The sequence below is a fragment of the Ruegeria sp. BC7 genome (assembly GCF_056539165.1).
In genome coordinates, this window is the sequence record NZ_JBQFUL010000001.1 from 371175 (window position 1) to 389823 (window position 18649).

16 protein-coding genes and 1 tRNA gene are annotated in these 18649 nt (G+C 59.0%); 8 read left to right on the forward strand and 9 right to left on the reverse strand.

Going from position 1 to position 18649, the window contains the following annotated elements; genetic code table 11:
• Positions 1-143: 143 nt before the first annotated feature.
• Positions 144-941, forward strand: coding sequence for an IclR family transcriptional regulator (locus ACR0KS_RS01665; protein WP_170561983.1), 798 nt, complete (start codon positions 144-146; stop codon positions 939-941).
• Here ACR0KS_RS01665 and ACR0KS_RS01670 read toward each other — a convergent pair.
• Positions 912-1655 (reverse strand): rhomboid family intramembrane serine protease, encoded by a 744-nt coding sequence (locus ACR0KS_RS01670; protein ID WP_170561986.1) that lies wholly within the window; start codon positions 1653-1655, stop codon positions 912-914. The two genes, ACR0KS_RS01665 and ACR0KS_RS01670, sit on opposite strands and share 30 nt — an antisense overlap.
• Before the next feature lie 42 nt (positions 1656-1697).
• Positions 1698-5099 carry a bifunctional proline dehydrogenase/L-glutamate gamma-semialdehyde dehydrogenase PutA gene (putA, locus tag ACR0KS_RS01675; RefSeq protein ID WP_170561989.1) on the reverse strand — a complete coding sequence of 1134 codons (3402 nt, stop codon included), beginning with the start codon at positions 5097-5099 and terminating at the stop codon, positions 1698-1700.
• Between the two features lie 103 nt (positions 5100-5202).
• On the opposite strand from putA, the gene ACR0KS_RS01680 reads away from it, so the two are divergent.
• A complete protein-coding gene (locus tag ACR0KS_RS01680) occupies positions 5203-5679 on the forward strand; it encodes an Lrp/AsnC family transcriptional regulator (RefSeq protein ID WP_170411303.1) in 477 nt (158 codons plus the stop codon).
• A 42-nt stretch (positions 5680-5721) separates the two neighbouring features.
• Positions 5722-6288 (forward strand): tetratricopeptide repeat protein, encoded by a 567-nt coding sequence (locus ACR0KS_RS01685; protein WP_170561991.1) that lies wholly within the window; start codon positions 5722-5724, stop codon positions 6286-6288.
• A gap of 20 nt (positions 6289-6308) precedes the next feature.
• Here ACR0KS_RS01685 and ACR0KS_RS01690 read toward each other — a convergent pair whose 3' ends face one another.
• The 7 genes from ACR0KS_RS01690 to ACR0KS_RS01720 form a co-directional block, all read right to left on the reverse strand.
• Positions 6309-8198, reverse strand: coding sequence for a PhoX family protein (locus ACR0KS_RS01690; protein ID WP_170561993.1), 1890 nt, complete (start codon positions 8196-8198; stop codon positions 6309-6311).
• A gap of 219 nt (positions 8199-8417) precedes the next feature.
• Positions 8418-9410, reverse strand: coding sequence for an ABC transporter ATP-binding protein (locus ACR0KS_RS01695; RefSeq protein ID WP_170548402.1), 993 nt, complete (start codon positions 9408-9410; stop codon positions 8418-8420).
• Positions 9407-10441 (reverse strand): Gfo/Idh/MocA family protein, encoded by a 1035-nt coding sequence (locus tag ACR0KS_RS01700; protein WP_170561995.1) that lies wholly within the window; start codon positions 10439-10441, stop codon positions 9407-9409. The genes ACR0KS_RS01695 and ACR0KS_RS01700 overlap by 4 nt, the downstream gene beginning before the upstream one ends.
• Entirely contained in the window at positions 10438-11277 is an 840-nt protein-coding gene (locus ACR0KS_RS01705) for a carbohydrate ABC transporter permease (RefSeq protein WP_170384640.1), read from the reverse strand. The genes ACR0KS_RS01700 and ACR0KS_RS01705 overlap by 4 nt, the downstream gene beginning before the upstream one ends.
• 10 nt (positions 11278-11287) lie before the next feature.
• Complete coding sequence (locus ACR0KS_RS01710) at positions 11288-12202, reverse strand: carbohydrate ABC transporter permease (protein ID WP_170484080.1); 915 nt, start codon at positions 12200-12202, stop codon at positions 11288-11290.
• Between the two features lie 66 nt (positions 12203-12268).
• Positions 12269-13522 carry an ABC transporter substrate-binding protein gene (locus tag ACR0KS_RS01715; protein WP_170411285.1) on the reverse strand — a complete coding sequence of 418 codons (1254 nt, stop codon included), beginning with the start codon at positions 13520-13522 and terminating at the stop codon, positions 12269-12271.
• Between the two features lie 17 nt (positions 13523-13539).
• Positions 13540-14433: an N-acetylmuramic acid 6-phosphate etherase gene (locus ACR0KS_RS01720; protein WP_480693092.1), complete on the reverse strand. Its 894-nt coding sequence runs from the start codon at positions 14431-14433 to the stop codon at positions 13540-13542.
• 172 nt (positions 14434-14605) lie between these two features.
• Between ACR0KS_RS01720 and ACR0KS_RS01725 the strand changes: the two genes are divergently transcribed.
• The 5 genes from ACR0KS_RS01725 to ACR0KS_RS01745 all read left to right on the forward strand — a co-directional run bounded on the left by ACR0KS_RS01725 (position 14606) and on the right by ACR0KS_RS01745 (position 18612).
• The gene (locus ACR0KS_RS01725) at positions 14606-15481 is read left to right on the forward strand and encodes a BadF/BadG/BcrA/BcrD ATPase family protein (RefSeq protein ID WP_170561998.1); all 876 of its coding nucleotides are present in this window, start codon (positions 14606-14608) and stop codon (positions 15479-15481) included.
• Complete coding sequence (locus tag ACR0KS_RS01730) at positions 15468-16217, forward strand: GntR family transcriptional regulator (RefSeq protein WP_170562001.1); 750 nt, start codon at positions 15468-15470, stop codon at positions 16215-16217. The genes ACR0KS_RS01725 and ACR0KS_RS01730 overlap by 14 nt, the downstream gene beginning before the upstream one ends.
• A gap of 19 nt (positions 16218-16236) precedes the next feature.
• A complete protein-coding gene (locus ACR0KS_RS01735) occupies positions 16237-17265 on the forward strand; it encodes an SIS domain-containing protein (RefSeq protein WP_170562003.1) in 1029 nt (342 codons plus the stop codon).
• On the forward strand, positions 17262-18398 hold the full coding sequence (gene nagA, locus ACR0KS_RS01740) for an N-acetylglucosamine-6-phosphate deacetylase (protein WP_170562006.1): 1137 nt from the start codon (positions 17262-17264) through the stop codon (positions 18396-18398). Before ACR0KS_RS01735 ends, nagA begins: the two co-directional genes overlap by 4 nt.
• 139 nt (positions 18399-18537) lie before the next feature.
• Positions 18538-18612, forward strand: a tRNA-Gly gene (locus ACR0KS_RS01745).
• The last annotated feature ends 37 nt before the right edge of the window (positions 18613-18649 follow it).

Below are 18649 nucleotides of genomic sequence, written 5' to 3' on the forward strand. Positions count from 1 at the left end.
AAATCCATAACTGGCGAAATTCGCGGGAATTTCCGTTTTTCATTTTGACGGAGCGAAACCACCTCGCGAAAAAAACTTTCGGCACAGGAGGATTGAAATTGGGACAAGAACCGCAAAAAAGACCACGGGGTCGGCCGAAATCCATGTTCAAGGAAAGTTCGGCCGGTACCATGCAATCTTTGGACCGGGCGCTGGGCGTTATGACCACGGTTGCGCGCATGGAACGCGCCGCGCTGAGCGATCTGGCCAGAGAGATCGGGGTTCCCACAGCCACAACGCATCGCATTCTGGTCACGTTGCAGAAACACGGCTTTGTCAGTTTCGACGATGAGCGTCAGGAGTGGATGATTGGGATCGAGGCTTACAGAACCGGTGCGTCTTTCCTGCGTCGGAACAGCGTGATTGAGATCGGTCGGCCAATCCTGCGACGCTTGATGCAGGACAGCGGCGAGACGGCCAATCTCGCGGTTCCGGACGGGTTCGAGGTTGTTTTTGTCGGACAGGTCGAAACCGGCAACCCCATCCGGGCGTTTTTTCCACCGGGGGCCAGGACGCCGATGTATGCGTCAGGAACCGGCAAGGCGATCCTGGCCGAGCTGGGGGAAGTCGGGTTGACCAAAGCGTTGGGTTTGGGCGATCCGGTTGCCTTTACCGAGAATACTTTGCTGCCCGGGCCCAAGTTGCAGTCGGATTTGGCGCAGACCCGAAAGCGGGGCTGGTCGCATGACCGGGAAGAGCGCTATGAGGGCATGTCTTGCATTGGCGCAGCGATATTCAACGACCGCGCCGAACCTTGCGCCGGAATTTCCGTATCTGGCCCGACTGTACGGTTCAAAGCGGATCGTGCGCCGGACTTGGGTGGCTTGGTCATGGCCGCCGCCCGGGAAATCACCGAGCTAAGCGGAGGCCGTCTACCTGCGCGGGATGCGGGGGATGCGTGATTGCGAAAACTTGTAGGTCTGCTCGGGGTGGGGTGGATGGCCGTGTGTCCGGTTCCAGTATTTGACGCCACCACGCCGCAACCACAAAGGGGCGCACAGGATCAATCCTACGACAAACCCTCCGGTGTGCGCCCAATACGCAATCCCTCCTTCGTCCGGGTTGCTGGCGAGGCTGCCCAGAAATTGCATGGCTAGCCAAGCGCCCAGCATGACAAAGGCCGGAATGGTGAAGACGCGAATATAAACGATCAGGATCAACAGGATATCGACCTGCGCCTTTGGGAACAGCAGCAAATAGCCGCCCATCACACCAGCAATCGCACCCGATGCGCCAATGGTGGGCACCAATGACTCCGGGGCTGTCAGGACGTGGATCAGGCCAGCTCCGATTCCGGCGGCCAGATAGAACAGCAAAAAGGGCAGGTGGCCCATCTCATCTTCGAGGTTGTCGCCGAAGATCCACAGGAACAGCATGTTCCCGATCAGGTGCATCCAGCCCCCATGCAGGAACATTGACGTCACCAAAGTATCAAACGCAAAACCGTCCGTGATCCGCGCCGGTATCACGGCGTAGTCATAATAGATCTGGTTGATCAGCCGGGCGTCATCCATGGCGCCTGCATAGCTGATAAAGATCAGAATATTCGCCGCCATCAGCAGATAAACGACGTATGGAGTGCGCCCGGAGGGGTTATGATCACGGATCGGAAACATGGAGCGACGCTGGGCTTTCCGCGGGCCAGCGTCAAGGTCTGTCTAAGCCGCACCTCCCAGCAACGCCGCGTTACCCCCTGCGGCGGTTGTGTCGACGCAGACATGACGCTCGGCCAGGACACGGGCCTTGTCCGGCAGGCCCGGGATCAAGGGCAGGATCGGACCGGTGCGGCGGGCCAGATGCCGTTCAATCTCTCGGGCTGTGGTCTCGTCCCCCCACCACAAAACGCCAGAGATACCTGTCGCATTCTCAAGTCGGTGCAAGTCGATTGCTCCTGTGGCGCGGATGGCTGAACCGCCCAATTCCTTAACGGCAGCCGCCTGTGCCTGAACTGCGGCCTCTCCCGGACCCAGACACAAAAGAGGTGGACGGGGGAATTCGCTAAGTCGGTTGGATTCTCCGGTCGGGCCGGGCAGGGACCGAGTTTGAACCGATGCCGCTTCGCCGTCGGGGGCAGGCAGGTCGCCCATCGTTGTGCCCCACGTCCCTGCACTGCTCTGGCGGTCGGGTGCGCAGAAACGGGTCATGTAGTTCGGGCCACCGGCCTTGGGACCAGTCCCTGAAAGCCCCTCGCCGCCAAAGGGTTGTGAGCCGACAATCGCACCGATCTGATTGCGGTTCACGTAGATGTTCCCTGCGTGAACAGCTTCGGTAATATGCTGAACACGGTCGTCGATGCGCGTATGCAGACCAAAGGTCAGGCCGTATCCCGTGGCGTTGATGTCGGCGATCACCTGATCAATCTCGGACGCCTTGAACCGCGCGACATGTAGAACCGGGCCGAAAATCTCGCGTTCCAGTGCGGCAATGCCGGAGATTTCGATAAGCGTCGGCGCGACGAACGTACCGTCCGGCGGCGTTGGCATCTCTTTCAGGATACGCCCTTCGCGACGGGCGGTTGCGACGTGATCTACGATGACTTGCCGTGCATCATTGTCGATAACGGGGCCGCAATCGGTTGAAATCAGCCAAGGATCGCCAACCTGCAAGACCTCCATCGCGCCTTTCAGCATCGTCAGCAGATCGTCTGCAATGTCATCTTGAACATAGAGGCACCGAAGGGCCGAGCATCGCTGACCCGCCGATTGAAACGCGCTTTCGATGATGGATTGCACAGCTTGTTCGGGCAGGGCGGTGCTGTCCACTATCATGGCATTCAGCCCGCCGGTTTCCGCAATCAGCGGTGTGCCGGGCCGCAAGTTTTCTGCCATTGCTTCACGGATTTTCAGGGCCGTTGCGGTCGAGCCGGTGAAAGCCACGCCCGATACCCGCGCATCCGAGGTCAGTGCCGCGCCCACAAAAGGGCCACCCGGCAGCAATTGCAGAACATCCCGTGGCACGCCTGCCTCGTGCATCAACTGAACGGCGCGATGTGCGATCAACGGCGTTTGCGGGGCAGGCTTGGCCAATACAGCGTTGCCGGTCGCGAGGGCCGCAGCAATCTGGCCGGTGAAAATGGCCAGCGGAAAGTTCCATGGGCTGATGCAGGTGAAGGTTCCCGCAGGCGCAAGATCAGGAATATTCGCAGCATAATACCGCAGGAAATCAACAGCTTCACGCAGTTCAGCCACAGCGTCCGGAAGCGACTTCCCAGCCTCGCGGGACAACAGGGCAAAAAGCTCGCCGTAATGGTCTTCGTACAGATCGGCCGCAGCATTTAGGATGCGGGATCGTTCGGTCGCTGGTGAGTGCCACGGTGCGGCAGAGGCCAGAGCCAGTTCGACATCCTCGGCGCTTGCGGGGGCGACGGCGCCGGGTCGGTCCTGCGGTTGGGCCGGGTTGATGACCGGTTGATCGTCCTCGGGCGTTGCATCCCCGGACAGAAGCGGCTGTGCGTACCAATGGTGCGCCCGAAAGCTATCGCGCGCGGCGTCGATCCGATCCAGTGTGGGCGTGTGATGCAGGTCAAACCCGCGCGAGTTCGGGCGTTCGGGTTGAAACAGATCAAGTCCGGTGGGCAGGGGCCGCGCAGGTTCGCGAACCGCGTTAAACGGGTCTGCAGCGACGTCTTCGGGTGGCACAGTCTCATCCACGATCTGGTTCACGAAAGATGAATTCGCGCCGTTCTCTAACAGTCGCCGCACCAGATACGCCAACAGGTCACGATGCGCACCGACCGGAGCGTAGATGCGGCAGCGGGTAGAGTTCTGATCTTTGACCAACCCGTGCAGCGTTTCACCCATCCCGTGCAGGCGTTGGAATTCGTAGGGCTGATCCTTGGCCATATGCAGGATCGCGCTGACGGTGTGAGCGTTGTGGGTGGCGAATTGAGGATAAATCCGGTCGGTCATACCCAGCAATTTGCGCGCGTTGGCGATGTAGGAAATATCGGTCGCCGCCTTGCGGGTGAAGACGGGGAAACCATCGACGCCTTCGACCTGAGCACGCTTGATCTCGGTATCCCAATAGGCGCCTTTGACCAGCCGGACCATCAACTTGCGATCATGGCGTTGGGCCATGTCATACAATGTGTCCAGAACGACCCCGGCGCGCGGGCCATAGGCCTGAACCACGATCCCGAACCCGTCCCATCCGGTTAGGGCGGGCTCGGCCATGACCTCTTCGATCACTTGCAGCGACAGGGACAGGCGGTCGGCTTCTTCGGCATCCACGTTCAGGCCCATCCCGGCGGCTTTGGCCAGCAGGCAGAGCGCGCGCAGGCGGGGCACAAGCTCATCCATGACGCGCTGTTCCTGTGCCAGTTCATAACGCGGGTGCAGCGCCGATAATTTCACTGAAATTCCGGGATTGGCACGGATGTCGTCGTGGGTGCAGGCATCGGCAATGGCCGCAATCGCGCGGGAATAAGACAGGTGATAGCGGGCGGCGTCGGCCTCGGTCCGGGCGGCTTCGCCCAGCATGTCGTAGGAATAGGTATAGCCATTGGCCTCCATCCCCTTGGCGCGATCCATTGCGGATTGGATGGTTTCGCCCAGCACGAACTGTCGGCCCATTTCTTTCATCGCGCGGCCTACAGCGGTGCGGATCACCGGCTCTCCCAACCGCTTGATCGCGCCGCGCAGGGCACCGACTGGGGACGCTTTGCCTTCATCCAGAACCTTGCCCGTCAGCATCAAGGCCCAGGTTGAGGCATTGACCAGCGAAGACGAGGATTGCCCCAGATGTTTCCCCCAGTCCGAGGGCGCGATCTTATCCTCGATCAGCGCGTCGATCGTGTCGGCATCGGGGACTCGCAACAAGGCTTCGGCCAGACACATCAACGCCACGCCTTCGTCGGTGGACAGGCCGTATTCGGCCAGAAACACCTCCATCATGCCGGGTGACGTGCTGGAACGGATATCACGCACCAACTGAGCGGCAGACGCGCATATGGACTGGCGATCAGCTTCCGTGAGATCAGCCTGCGCAATCAGGTGGTCCAGAATGACTGACTGATCGGCATAGGTCTGGCCGTCGATATGGGCGCGTAGGCTGTGTGACATGTATCCTCCGGGGCTTTTGATAAATATAGGGTCGATTTGGCAGGAGGATTGCCTTATTTTCTGCTTTGGTAAGGCGAATGACCTGAAGTTTGGGGGAAAAGCAGTGCAAAAGGACTTTCCGGGTCTGGATCGGTTCGATCAGTCCATTCTGACGATTCTGTCAGAGGATGGGCGCATCCCCATCGCTGACCTTGCGCGGCGCATCGGGTTGTCGAAATCGCCGACTCAAGCACGTGTGAAAAGACTTGAGGCCGATGGCATCATCACCGGATACCGCGCCCTGCTGGACCCGATCCGCCTTGGTCTGGACCATGTGGCTTTTGTCGAGGTGCGTCTGACCGATACCCGCGAAAAGGCATTGGCCGAGTTCAATGCAGCCGTGCGTAAGGTGGCCGAGATTGAGCAAGCCCATATGATTGCATCGAATTTCGACTACCTTCTGAAAATTCGCACCGGTTCGATGTCCGAATATCGGGCTGTTCTGGCCGAGAAAATTTCCTCGTTGCCCCATGTGGCCAGCACTTCGACCTTTGTCGCGATGGAGGCGGTGAAGGAAACCGGCGTATCGGGCGCGTTCTGAAGGCTGGGTTGACGAAAGCCATGCAAGCGCCACCATTGCTGTATGAAACAGCTTTTCCTTGCCTCTGCCTTTGTTGCCGTAACCTCGGGTGCTGCCTTTGCTGGTGATTGCCCCACGGCACCGGATCATTCTGCCGGAGTGATTAGAATAATCTCGCAGATACAACAGGCCGAAAACGAACAGGCCGCCCGTGCGCTGTCCAGTCAACTGTGGGAGTTCTGGACGGATGCGCCGGACGAAACGGCTCAGGCCGTTCTGGACCGGGGTATGACACGTCGGAACGCATGGGACTTGTTGGGTGCGATCGAGGATTTCGACAAGCTGATTGAATACTGCCCATCCTATGCCGAGGGGTACAACCAGCGCGCCTTTGCCCATTATCTGAGGCAGGATTTTCAGGCTGCATTGCCCGATCTGGACCGAGCGATTGAGCTGTCTCCGAACCACGTTGCCGCGATCAGCGGGCGTGCGCTGACATTGCTGGGACTTCAGCGAATGGACGAAGCGCGGGAAGCTCTGCAGCAGGCTTTGGAATTGAACCCGTGGCTGTCAGAGCGTCACCTGATGGCCCCCGGCGGGCCGCTGGCTCCTCCGGGAGAGGAAATCTGACAGCGCCCCCAAATAGTGTATTAGCCGACCAAGCCATTGTCAGTCCGCTTGATCGCGATGATCGAGGATCGTGGCGTGCCACCATCGGGCCAATTTCCGCCGGGGTGTTGAATTCCGACGAACATTGTCCGCAGGTCGGTTGACCACGAGAGGCCTGTGACTTCACACCCTTTCGGACCTGTCATAAAGCGCGCGATCTCACCGGTGATCGGGTCTCCAACCAGCATCTGGTTGTTCCCGTTTCCGGCAAAGTCTTCCGCGTTATTGTCATTGCCGTCCGTCTGAATCCAGATCAGTCCGGTTGTGTCGATGACCATCCCATCCGGGGAATTGAACAGGTTGCCTTTATTGACATTGGGCGACCCCGCATAGGCATCCGTATGCACGGCTGGGTTACCTGCCATGACGAAAAGATCCCAGTCGAATGTGTCTGCGGCGTGGTCTTCGTTGCTTGGCCGCCAACGCACGATCTGACCGTATTTGTTGGCCTCCCGCGGGTTAGGTCCATTGACTGAGGTATCGTCACCACCTGCGTTTGGCTTGATACCCCGGTTTTTGTTGTTGGTCAGGCAGCAATACGCCTCAACCGCAACCGGGCTGGTGGCAACCCATTCGGGGCGGTCCATGGTCGTGGCGCCCACTTTCGAGGCCGCCATGCGCGTGAAGATCGAAATCTCTGCGGCGTCCATGCCTGTTGTTTCCGGCGTCAAAGGCAGCCACTCACCCGACAGGTCGTCATCGAACTTGGCCGCGTACAAGGTGCCGACGTTCAGCAGGCTCTCGGTCTCGTCGCCCGGCTGATAGGTGCCGTTCGAGACGAACTTATACAGGTATTCGCCCCGCTCATCGTCGCCCATGTAAACGACCACGCGGCCATTCGCGGCCAGAGTCACCTCGGCGTTCTCGTGCTTGAAACGGCCCAGACCGGTATGCTTGACCGGAGTACTGTCAGGCTTGGTCGGGTCGATTTCGACGACCCATCCTACGCGGTGCGGTTCGTTGGGGTTCTTCGACGTGTCAAAACGCGGATCAAACAGTTCGTAGCCGTTCCAGCTTTGGGCTTTGACGCCGTAGCGCGCAAATCCATCGGCTACTATTTGATCATAGGTCAGGGTTTCGTCGGACGATCCGAAATAGCTGTTAAAATTCTCTTCGCAGGTTAGGTACGTACCCCACGGAGTCTTGCCTGCGCCGCAATTGTTCATGGTGCCCAGCGACGTGGTGCCGGTTGGGTCGGCTGTGGTTTTCAGCAGGTCGTGACCGGCGGCGGGACCGACGATTTTCATAGGGGTGTTGTGGTGGATGCGGCGGTTGAACGGGCTGTCCTTTACGACGGACCATCCATCCGGGCCTTCCTTGATCTCCATCACCGTAACGCCTTGAATATTCTGCAGTTTCAGAACGTCTCCTGCGCTGGCCGGAGCACCTTCCTGCGCGGCGGGAAGATTGATGTCGTTGTTTGGAAATTCGTGGTTGATCGCGATCAGTTCCAATCCCTGGAATGAGAATGTTTCCATCCCGTCGGTGTTTTCACCAAATATTCTGTCCGAGTTTTCGACCGGCCCACCATCGGTGATCTCGTACCCGTCAGCGTCCGAGAACAGCGGATCGCCCCAACGTGCCAGGACCTTCCATTCATACCCGTCCGGCACGTGAACGGTGCCGTCTGTCTGCGCTGGAATAGGGGTGAAGGCAAAGCGCGAGGCTTCGACCGCCTGCGCAGATGTTGACCCGAACAGACCGGTACCCATCGCCGCCGCGCCCGAGCCAAAGGCTAGAACACCGCCCAGAAACCCTCGGCGAGAGATGGCGCTTTCAACAACGCGGTCAAAACCGTTTTCCTCGGGGCGCGGAAAGTGCAGTTCGTCCCAATCGTCTGCAGACAGGGGCATGCGATCAGCGTCTTTCATGGGGCAGCTCCTGACTTGGAACGAATAGCTATGAAAAGGACTTACAGCCCTATTGTGACAATTGAATAGCAACCTTCGCACAAGCGTCTGGCTGGTCTTCTGCTAGGCTGGCATTGCCCGAAATATATGCTCCAAAGAACCGAAGTTCCAACCAAATGGCTAGATTTTAACTTCGGTGCTTGTTGGAGTGCTATGGAGTTTTGGTGTTTGTAAGCGCGCCTAGCGCAAACGCTGCCCGTTGGCATCAAAGCGATAGGCTTTGTCCGGGGTATAGGCGAATCGCAGCTCCTCACCTTCGCGGATCGCGTGCTGGCCGAACAATCGGGCGGTGACGGAATGGTCGTTTACCTTGGCGATGACATTCGTATCGCCGCCCAGCTTTTCAACATGGCTAACCCGCGCGGTCAGTGGGCCGTCATCGGACAGGAACAGATCCTCTGGGCGAATGCCGATGGTGTTCTGGCCTTCACCCAGCAACCCCTCGGGCAGGAAGTTCATTGATGGTGATCCAAGGAACCCGGCGACGAATTGGTTGGCGGGGTTGTTGTACAGCTCCATCGGACTTCCGATCTGTTCGACCCGCCCATCGCGCAGCACGACGATCTTGTCGGCCAGCGTCATCGCCTCGGTCTGGTCGTGAGTGACATAGATCATCGAGGCATCCAGCGCACGGTGCAGGTTCGCGATCTCAATCCGCGTATTCATCCGCAGCGCGGCGTCGAGGTTCGACAGCGGTTCGTCAAACAGGAACAGTTTCGGCTCGCGCACGATGGCGCGTCCGATGGCGACGCGTTGGCGCTGACCGCCGGACAGTTCCGAGGGGTAGCGATCCAGATATTCCTCAAGATTCAGCATCCGGCTGGCCGTAGCGACGCGTTCCTCGATCACGGCCTTGGACTGCTTTTCCTGTTTCAAAGCCAGCGTCATGTTCCCGCGCACGTTCAGGTGCGGATAAAGCGCATAGCTTTGGAATACCATCGCGATTCCGCGTTTCGACGGCGGCACCAGATTAACCTGCTGGCCGTCGATATTGATCTCACCCGAGGACGCATCCTCCAACCCCGCAATCACGCGCAACAAGGTGGACTTGCCACAGCCCGAGGGACCGACGAAAACGACGAACTCACCTTCTTCGACTTCAAGCGTGATGTCTTTCAGAACATGCACATTGCCAAAGGACTTGTTCACATTGGTCAGGGTCAGAGCGGTCATGTCGTGGGCTCCTTGAGCGAAACGGGCTGGCCGGTGCGGATGCTTTCATCTGCGGCCAGGCAAATGGCAAGGGATTGGACGGCGTCATTCATATGGCGCGTCAGGTCGATATCGTCTGCGATGGCGCGCAGCATATAGGCTTGCTCGGCGTCGCATAGTTCCTGATGGCCGGGTTCGTCAGGCATCTCGACGGTGCGGTCACCGCCCGGCGTGTGGATCAGCAGACCGCCAACCTTGGTATGGCCGTCGATATCAGCCGACGCGCCCTTGTTGCCGTCGGTGATTGAGACCGACCCATTGGGCGACACGATGTCTTTCACGAAAAACGCGGTCTCGGACATCATCGGACCCCATCCGGCCTCATACCAGCCGACCGAGCCGTCGTCGAAGATCACCTGAAACTGGCCGTAATTATACATGTCTTCCGCAATCTCGTCCGACAGGCGCAGGCCCATACCATGCACGCGAACCGGCTGCGCATCGGTGATCTGGCACATCACATCCACATAGTGCACACCGCAATCCACGATGGGCGAGGTCGTCTGCATCAGCGCCTTATGCGTCTCCCACTCCGCGCCCGAGGATTGCTGGTTCAGGTTCAAGCGGAACACGTAAGGCCCGCCCAGATCGCGAGCCTCAGAGATCAGTCGCACCCATGAGGGGTGGTGGCGCAGGATATATCCCACGACCAGCTTGCGGTTCAGTCGGGTGGCGGTGTCCACCACGCGCCGCGCATCTGCCACGTTGGTGGCGAGCGGTTTTTCCACAAACACATGCGCACCTGCCTCCATCGCGGCGCAGGCGAAATCGGCGTGGCTGTCGGAATAGGTGGCGACGACCACCAGATCGGGCTTAGTCTCAGCCAGCGCGGTCTGGAAATCCGAATGGGCAGGATATTGGCCCAGCTCGGGATGATCCACGCGCCCGGACCGGTTCACCAACCCCACGATCTGCGCGTCGGGGTGGTTGTGATGGGCCAGAGCATGGCTGAGCCCCATATTGCCAAGGCCAGCAATCAGAACTTTGGTCATTTGACAGCTCCTGAAGTGATGCCGCGGATAAGCTGGCGCGAGAAGATGACATAGAGGATCAATACCGGCAGGATCGCCATGGACAGCGCCGACAGAACCGCGTTCCAGTCGGTGACGAATTGCCCGATGAAGACCTGGCTGCCCAGCGTCAGGGTCTTGGTCTCTTCTGCCGGGGCAAGGATCAGCGGGAACCACAGGTCATTCCAGATCGGGATCATGTTGAACACGGCCACGGTCGCCATCGCGGGCCGGACCAGAGGCAGAACCAGCCGGAAAAAGATCGTGTATTCCGAAAGTCCGTCGATGCGGCCTGCGTTCTTCAGATCATCGCTGACCTGCCGCATAAACTCGGACAGGATGAACACCGCCAGCGGTAATCCTTGGGCTGTGTAGACCAGAATCAGCGCCCAGAGTGTATTCACCAACCCGGTGGCCACCATCATCTCAAGGATGGCCACGGTGCCGATACGGATCGGGATCATGATCCCCAGCGCCAGATACAGACCCATCACAAGGTTGCCCTTGAACTGATATTCCGACAGCGCATAGGCGGCCATCGCCCCGAACAGCAGGATAAAGAACAGCGACGCGACGGTGACGATCATCGAGTTCTGGAAGTAGAGGAAAAAATCCCCCTGCTTCATCACCGTCTCATAGCCGATCATGGAAAAACTGTCGGCATTCGGCAGCGCCAGCGGTTCCCGAAAGATTGCGCGGCGGGATTTGAAGCTGTTGATCAGGATCACAAAGACCGGGAACAGAGCGATCAGGGTGTAGAGGATCAGCGCCCCGTGCATTGCGGCCGTGTTGATCGGGTTATGGCGTGCTTTGTTCATCGCTGGACCCTCACAGTTGATACCGGCGCATCCGGGTCTGGATGCCGAACAGGTAAATACAGACGCCCACAAGGATGATCGCGAACATGGCGCCGGCGATGGCCGATCCCATATGCGGGTCGCCCAGTTGCAACTGGAAGCCAAAGAAGGTGCGATACATGAAGGTGCCCAAGATATCGGTCGAGAAATCCGGCCCCGCCAACGCGCCCTGCGCGGCATAGATCAGGTCGAACGCGTTGAAGTTCCCTACGAATGTCAAGATTGAGATGATCCCGATCGAGGGCAGGATCAGCGGCAGCTTGATCTTCCAGAAGGCCGAAGCCCCGGTGATGCCGTCAATCTCTCCGGCCTCAAGGATTTCTTCGGGGATGGTCAGCAGGGCGGCATATATCAGCATCATCGGGATGCCCACGAATTGCCAGACCGAGATCAGCGCCAGCGTGGTCAAGGCGTATTCCTCTTTCCCAAGCCATGGCGCGAACAGGGATTTCAGGCCAATGGCGTCCAGCATCGAAGGGGCGATGCCCCAGATGGGCGACAGGATCAGTTTCCACGCAAAGCCCACGATCACAAAACTCAGGATCGTCGGGATGAAAATCGCCGACCGATAGAGCGCCGAGAACCGCAGACGCGGGTGGCTGAGAAGTGCGGCCAGCGCGATCCCGATGGGGTTCTGCACCAGCATATGGATCAGGAAGAACCAGAAGTTGTTGCCCAGAGCGTTCCAGAACTGCTCGGACCAGATGGGGTCGAAAAACAGGGTTTGAAAATTCTGCAATCCAACGAACACGCGGCTCTGATCGACCTCGGTATACAGCGCCAGTCGCAGCGTGTTGAACAGCGGGAAGATCATCACCGCCGTATAAACCAGCACGGCGGGTGCCAGAAATACAACGATATGCCAGCGGAAGCGGGGGCGGTTCATGGATCAGCTTTCAAGGGAGTGAAGGGGGGTACCCGGGCGAACAGTTCCGCCCGGGTATGCGTCAACTTACTGATGCGGTGCGTACCACGAGGCCAGACCCTCTTGCAGCCGCGCGCCTGCATCGGCGGGGCTTTCCGCGCCTTTGACGACCTGAGCCGAAGCGTTCCAGGTTTCGTTCTCAAGGTTTGGCGTGCCGCGTGACAGAATCTGGTAGGTGGACCGGATTGTTGAGCCGCAGTCATTCCGCCAGCTTACGAATTCCTGCGCCAGCGGATCTTCCATCGCGATGTCGTGGCTCGACAGCGAGAAGAAGCCGGGCAGAGCGTTGGCATAGATCGTGGCGAACTCGGACGTGCCCATCCAGTCAAGGAAGGTGCGCGCTGCTTCGGCATTTTCCGACGCCGCGTTCAGGCCCATCGCAATGTCCGTGTGGTCAGAGATATAGCAATCGTCACCCGCGTTGCGGACCGGGGGCTTGAACGCGCCCATCTCGAAATCGGCCTGCGCATTGAAGCCCGAAATCTCCCACGAACCGGCCGGATAAATCGCAGCGCGTCCAAGGGTAAAGATGTTCTGGCTGTCGGGGTAGGTCTGTGCCTCGAAACCGTCGCCTAGATAGTCCTTCCAGCGTGCAATGGTTTCATATGGCTCGACCCACTGCGGATCGGTCAAGGACTGCTCGCCTGAGATCAGCGCCAGACGGCCTTCCTCACCCTTCCAGTAGTTGGGGCCGATATTCTGGTAGCCCATCGTGGCGGCTTCCCACTGGTCGTTGGTCCCCATCGCCATCGGGATATAGGTACCGTCTTCCTTGAACTTGTCCAGTGCGGCAAAGAACTCGTCTTCCGTCGTGGGAACGTCGATGCCCAATTCTGCAAAAGCGTCTTTGTTGTAGATGAACCCGTGGATCACCGATGCCATCGGCACGCAGAAAGTGGCCGAACCGTCGTCATTCTGCCACGCGGATTTCGCCACGTCCGAAAAATTGTCCATCGCGCCCAGATCGCTCAGGTCAGCCAGGTTCCCGTTTTCAAACAGCAAAAGTGACGTGTCGAAGGGGCGGCAGGTGATGAGATCGCCCGCAGAGCCAGCTTCCAGTTTGGCGTTCAGAACCGCGTTGTATTCCGCAGGAGCAGAGGGCGTGAAGTTCACCTTGATGCCCGGATTGGCGGCTTCAAATGCCGGGATGATCTTTTCCTGCCACAGCGTCAGGTCGTCGTTGCGCCAGCTTTCGATGGTCAGCGTCACGTCCTCGGCCAAGGCAGAGGTTGCCATAAGCGTTGTGCCCAATAGGGCAAGTTTCAGGCTTTTGCGTTTCATTGTATTCTCCCAGTTGGTTAGCAGTTGTTTTTGGTTTCCAATGCGGCGCTCAGGATACCGTTTGTCGCCTTTAGGTGTTCCGTTGCTTGGGTCAGAGACAGGTCGCGCGCTGCGATCAGGATGGCAGGCTTAACGTCGCCGCCCGCACTGTCCAAAGCCGATTGTGCTGTGGCCGCATCCACTTTGGCGATCCGCGAGACGATACCGGCGGCCCGCGCGCGCAGCTTGTCATTGTCAGCGCGCAGATTGACCATCATGCCCTGATGTACGTGCCCAAGCTCGAGCGCCATCAGCGAAGACAGCATATTCAAAGCGATCTTCTGCGCCGTTCCCGCGCCCATACGGGTTGATCCGGAAATCAACTCGGGCGGCGTGGCCAGAAGGATCGAGATGCCGGCGTTTTCCAGCAGCGGACTTTGCGCGTTGTTGGCGATGCCGATCACGGTGGCACCCTTTTCTTTTGCGATTTCACAGGCCGCTAATGTGTATGGCGTGGACCCGCTGGCTGACACAGCGATAACCGTGTCATTGGCCTGAAGGTCTTGCAGGTCGCTTCTGAGGCCCGCGTCCTCGTCTTCGGCGGCACCGGGCATTTCAACGCCGGTTGGCAGTCCGCCCGCCATGTGAATCCGCAACTGGCTTGCCGGGATTGAGAACGTGCCCCCAAGCTCTTGCGCGTCGGCGGCCGCCATAAGGCCAGAGGACCCCGCAGCAACATAGTGAATCACGCCGCCGGAACGGATGGTTTTTGCCATTGCTGCCGCTCCGCCTGCTATTGCGTCCAGCGCCTCAAGCGCGGTTTTCGCGGCAGCAACCTGTCCCGAAGCCAGGAGGCGGGCGGACAGCGTCAGGTCACCCCGGTCAAGCCGCGCGGCGTCTTGGTGCAGTTGTTCAGTCGACGGCAGCGTCAAGAGAATCCCCTCCCCCATTGGTTTCTTTTACAATACCTATTGAATACCACTTGTCTATATTTTTATTTTGCAGCTCAAATTTCGAGAAAATATTCAGTTTGTCGGTGAATTTGGCTCGTTGCGGTCCATTTTTGTCTTTCCTGATGATGAAAGGTATTATAATGGTATTGTCATGACTGGGTCTCGAAATAGTGCCGTTCTGGCGGTTGATGGGGGTGGAACGCGGTGCCGTGTTGCTTGTGACATGGGCGGTGCGGTCCACTCGGTGGAAACTGGCCCGGCCAATGTTTCGAGTGATTTTGACGGCGCGGTTGAGCAGATCAATGTCGGTCTGGAGCGGTTGGCCAGCAGTCTGGGTCGCAGCAAGGATGACTTGCTGCAATGGCCTTCATTTGTTGGGCTGGCCGGGGTGACCGATGCCAAGATTTCCTCCCGATTGCGGGTGTCTCTGGGCTTGACGCAGGCGCGGATTGAGGATGACCGGCCCGCAGCCCTGCGCGGTGCGTTGGGTGCGCGGGACGGTTTGATTGCACATTGCGGAACCGGATCATTTCTGGCTGTTCAGGTGGGCGGCGAAATGAGGTTCGCCGGGGGCTGGGGGTCTGTGTTAGGCGACGAAGCCTCGGCCCAGTGGGTCGGTCGCCGCGCTTTGACAGAGACGCTGAATGTGGTCGACGGGGTCAAAGCGGAAACCGGTTTGACGCGCGAGCTGTTGGTCCGTTTCGACAGTGCCGCCGGTATCGTGCGCTTTGCGGGGTCTGCGACGCCTGATCAGTTCGGTACGCTTGCGCCGGATGTGACATTGGCGGCCAGCCGTGGCGATGCGGTCGCCAGACAGATTATGCAGGCGGGTGCAGATTATATCGCGGAGATGGCAGGGCTTTTGGGCTGGCGTTCCGATCAGGCATTTTGCCTGACCGGAGGAATAGCGGCGCAGTTTGCGGACTACCTTCCGCCTGAAATGCGCTTCGCCTTGCTTGCGCCGTTGGCTGAACCCCTTACGGGCGCATTGGAACTGGCCAAGGAGGTCCGGCATGAGCATCACTGAATTTCTTCGGGCTGACTCGTGGCTTTCTCCCGAGAATGGCCCTCGATACGTTCAACTGCGGCGCAGATTGCAGGAAGGTATAGATACGGGCGTTCTTGCCCCCAATTCGTCACTTCCGTCCGAACGTGAGTTGGTGGAAATTACCGACTTGTCGCGCGTCACCGTGCGAAAGGCCATTCAAGAACTGGTTCAGGAAGGCGTGATCGAACAGCGGCAGGGGTCGGGTTCGTTCATCCGCGAACGCGTGCCGCGGGTCGAGCAATCCTTGACGCATCTGACCAGTTTTACCGAGGACATGTCGAGCCGGGGCATGAAGACCGCCTCGAAGTGGCTTGAACGCGGAGTTTTCGCGCCAACGACCGAAGAAGTTGCTGCGCTGAATCTTGCGGAAGGTGAGCAGATAGCCCGCATCTATCGGTTGCGAGAGGCCGATGGCCGCCCCCTTGCGCTTGAGCGCGCGGCGTTGCCTTTGGATATCCTGCCGAATCCGATCGAGGTGACAACATCTCTGTACGAAGTTCTTGACGGTTTGGGGCGTCGTCCGGTGCGGGCTGTTCAGAAAATCTCGGCTCTCAACCTTGCTGCGCGCGAGGCTGAATTGCTGGAAGTCCCCGAAGGCGCTGCTGGTTTGAATATCGAGCGTATCTCATTTCTCAAGAACGGGCGGGTCGCGGAACTGACCCGGTCGTTGTATCGCGGCGACGCCTACGACTTTGTGGCCGAGCTGCGGTTGTAACCGGAAGGACCGGAAATTCATGTCTGAATCTACATCGAAAATGCGTCAGGAAATCCTGGAAATCCCGGACGCGGTCGACAGGTTGCTTGCCCAGGGTGCGCCAAAAATCCAGGAAGCCGCCCGGATCGTGCGCGACGCTGACCCACGTTTTCTGATTACAGTGGCGCGTGGATCATCCGACCATGCTTGCAGCTACTTGAAATATGCAAGCGAGCTGTTGTTGGGCTTGCCGGTTGCGTCGGTCGGCCCTTCTGTAAGCTCAATCTATGGTGCCCAGTTGAAGGCGGAAGGTTCGGTCTGCCTGTCCGTGTCCCAGTCGGGTCAAAGCCCTGATATCGTAGGGCTTGCGCGTTCGCTGCGCAGCTCGGGGGCGGCTACGGTTGCAATCACCAACAACACAGCCTCGCGCTTGGCCGAGGTCGCCGACGCAGTTTTGCCCTTACACGCAGGCCCAGAGTTGAGCGTGGCGGCGACGAAAACCTTTGTGACATCGTTGATAGCCGGGCTTTGGTTGCTGGCCGAAGTAAAGCAAGACTCCGATCTTGTCCGTGCGATCCAGGCGCTGCCGCCATTGTTGGAAAAAGCGGCCCACTGTGATTGGTCCGAGGCCGCCGACACCATTACCGGAAGATCCCTGTTTACCCTTGGCCGGGGTCCGTCCTTCGCCATATCCGGAGAAGCGGCGTTGAAGATCAAGGAAACCTGTCAAATTCATGCGGAAAGCTATTCGGTGGCCGAGGTTCTGCATGGGCCGGTTTCGATCGTCGAGGATGGGTTCCCCGCAATCGTGTTCGCGGCTCGGGACGCGGCAGAGGACGCTACGGCGCAAGCCGCTGACGCCCTGGCGGAAAAGGGGGCAGCCGTATTCGCGACAACCCGAAAGGTCTCGCGGGCGACGGCCCTGCCGGTGGTTGAAACAGGCCACTGGATCACGGACCCGATCACTGCCATCACGGCCTTCTATGGTATGGTAGAGGCCGTGGCTGGTGCCCGAGGGATCGACCCCGACGCGCCTCGGCACCTTAAGAAAGTGACTGAGACGGTATGACAAATCGAACGGTAACCTTCCGAAACGGTCCCATCTTTGACGGCAACCGGCTTTTGTACGACCACGCCATTACCTTTCGAGGCGAGGGCGAGGGGGAAATCCTGCCTGACGCGAACGCCGCTGGGGACGGGGAAATTGTTGATCTGAAAGGCGATATTCTAAGCCCCGGCTACTGTGACCTTCAGGTCAACGGCGGCGATGGTGTCATGTTCAATGATGACCCGTCGGTTGAAACGATCCGTCGAATCGCCGAGGCGCACCGGAGGCTTGGCGTTTTGTCGCTGCTTCCTACCTTGATCACCGATACCAGGGAAAAGACGCAAACTGCGATTGAGGCGACCGTGAAGGCCATCCGTGCGGGCGTGCCCGGCGTAGTCGGGCTGCACTTGGAGGGGCCGCACCTATCCGTCGCTCGCAAGGGCGCGCATGATGCTGCGTTGATCCGGCCAATGGACGAACCTGATTTGGCCGCGCTGATTGCGGCGGCTGCCGAATTGCCCTGCCTGATGGTCACCGTTGCGCCCGAGGCCGTAACTGAGCAGCAGGTCGCCGCGCTCCATGAAGCCGGAGTTCTGGTTTCGTTGGGGCACAGCGATGCCGATTTCGCGACGTGCCAGCAATATGCGGCCGCAGGCGCAAGGTGCGTGACGCATTTGTTCAACGCCATGAGCCAGCTAGGAAATAGGGAGCCAGGACTTGTCGGCGCTGCGTTGGCAAACGGTGGGCTGTCCGCTGGGATCATCGCTGACGGCGTTCACGTACACCCCGAGGTGATGCGAGCTGCTTGGGCGGCGAAATCCGCTCCGGGTCAGATATTCCTGGTAAGCGACGCGATGGCCGTCGCGGGGACGGATCAGGCCGAGTTCAAACTAGAAGGCCGTCGGATCACGCGGGAAAATGGCAGGCTGACCCTTGAGGACGGCACATTGGCCGGGGCCGATCTGGATTTGACGACCGCGATTCGCGTACTGGTTACGCAGGTCGGCGTTCCCTTGCCCCAAGCGCTGGCAGCCGCGACCTCATATCCAGCGCAACTGATCGCTCATTCAGGTGTGCAGCCGCTTCGGTACGCGTCGATGATCCGAATTTCTGCCCGGCTTGAATCGTGCGAATGGCTGCCTCAACGGGCTTGAAAGTCTCTCGCAACCTCTCCTGCCGAGGCAAAAGTAAAGCGCACGGGATGCGTTCTGAGTTTCGCTTGTTGAAATCGAAATCTGCTGTCGAACTGCGCTTGACGCCACCTTGCGCATCGCTTAAACCGACCTCCGCTGAGCGGGCGTCGTATACTGGCTATTACCTCAGCCTTCCAAGCTGATGAAGCGGGTTCGATTCCCGCCGCCCGCTCCAAATCAGCCTGTTTTTTCTGCGTCAAAAAGGCTCTTTG

Excerpts from the sequence above, each read along its gene's own strand:
- ACR0KS_RS01715 (WP_170411285.1), bottom strand. The coding sequence starts at position 13,522 with ATGAAACGCAAAAGCCTGAAACTTGCCCTATTGGGCACAACGCTTATG.
- nagA (WP_170562006.1), top strand. The coding sequence starts at position 17,262 with ATGACAAATCGAACGGTAACCTTCCGAAACGGTCCCATCTTTGACGGC.
- putA (WP_170561989.1), bottom strand. The coding sequence starts at position 5,099 with ATGTCACACAGCCTACGCGCCCATATCGACGGCCAGACCTATGCCGAT.
- ACR0KS_RS01725 (WP_170561998.1), top strand. The coding sequence starts at position 14,606 with ATGACTGGGTCTCGAAATAGTGCCGTTCTGGCGGTTGATGGGGGTGGA.
- ACR0KS_RS01735 (WP_170562003.1), top strand. The coding sequence starts at position 16,237 with ATGTCTGAATCTACATCGAAAATGCGTCAGGAAATCCTGGAAATCCCG.
- ACR0KS_RS01705 (WP_170384640.1), bottom strand. The coding sequence starts at position 11,277 with ATGAACAAAGCACGCCATAACCCGATCAACACGGCCGCAATGCACGGG.
- ACR0KS_RS01695 (WP_170548402.1), bottom strand. The coding sequence starts at position 9,410 with ATGACCGCTCTGACCCTGACCAATGTGAACAAGTCCTTTGGCAATGTG.
- ACR0KS_RS01665 (WP_170561983.1), top strand. The coding sequence starts at position 144 with ATGTTCAAGGAAAGTTCGGCCGGTACCATGCAATCTTTGGACCGGGCG.
- ACR0KS_RS01690 (WP_170561993.1), bottom strand. The coding sequence starts at position 8,198 with ATGAAAGACGCTGATCGCATGCCCCTGTCTGCAGACGATTGGGACGAA.
- ACR0KS_RS01710 (WP_170484080.1), bottom strand. The coding sequence starts at position 12,202 with ATGAACCGCCCCCGCTTCCGCTGGCATATCGTTGTATTTCTGGCACCC.
- ACR0KS_RS01730 (WP_170562001.1), top strand. The coding sequence starts at position 15,468 with ATGAGCATCACTGAATTTCTTCGGGCTGACTCGTGGCTTTCTCCCGAG.
- ACR0KS_RS01700 (WP_170561995.1), bottom strand. The coding sequence starts at position 10,441 with ATGACCAAAGTTCTGATTGCTGGCCTTGGCAATATGGGGCTCAGCCAT.
- ACR0KS_RS01670 (WP_170561986.1), bottom strand. The coding sequence starts at position 1,655 with ATGTTTCCGATCCGTGATCATAACCCCTCCGGGCGCACTCCATACGTC.
- ACR0KS_RS01685 (WP_170561991.1), top strand. The coding sequence starts at position 5,722 with ATGAAACAGCTTTTCCTTGCCTCTGCCTTTGTTGCCGTAACCTCGGGT.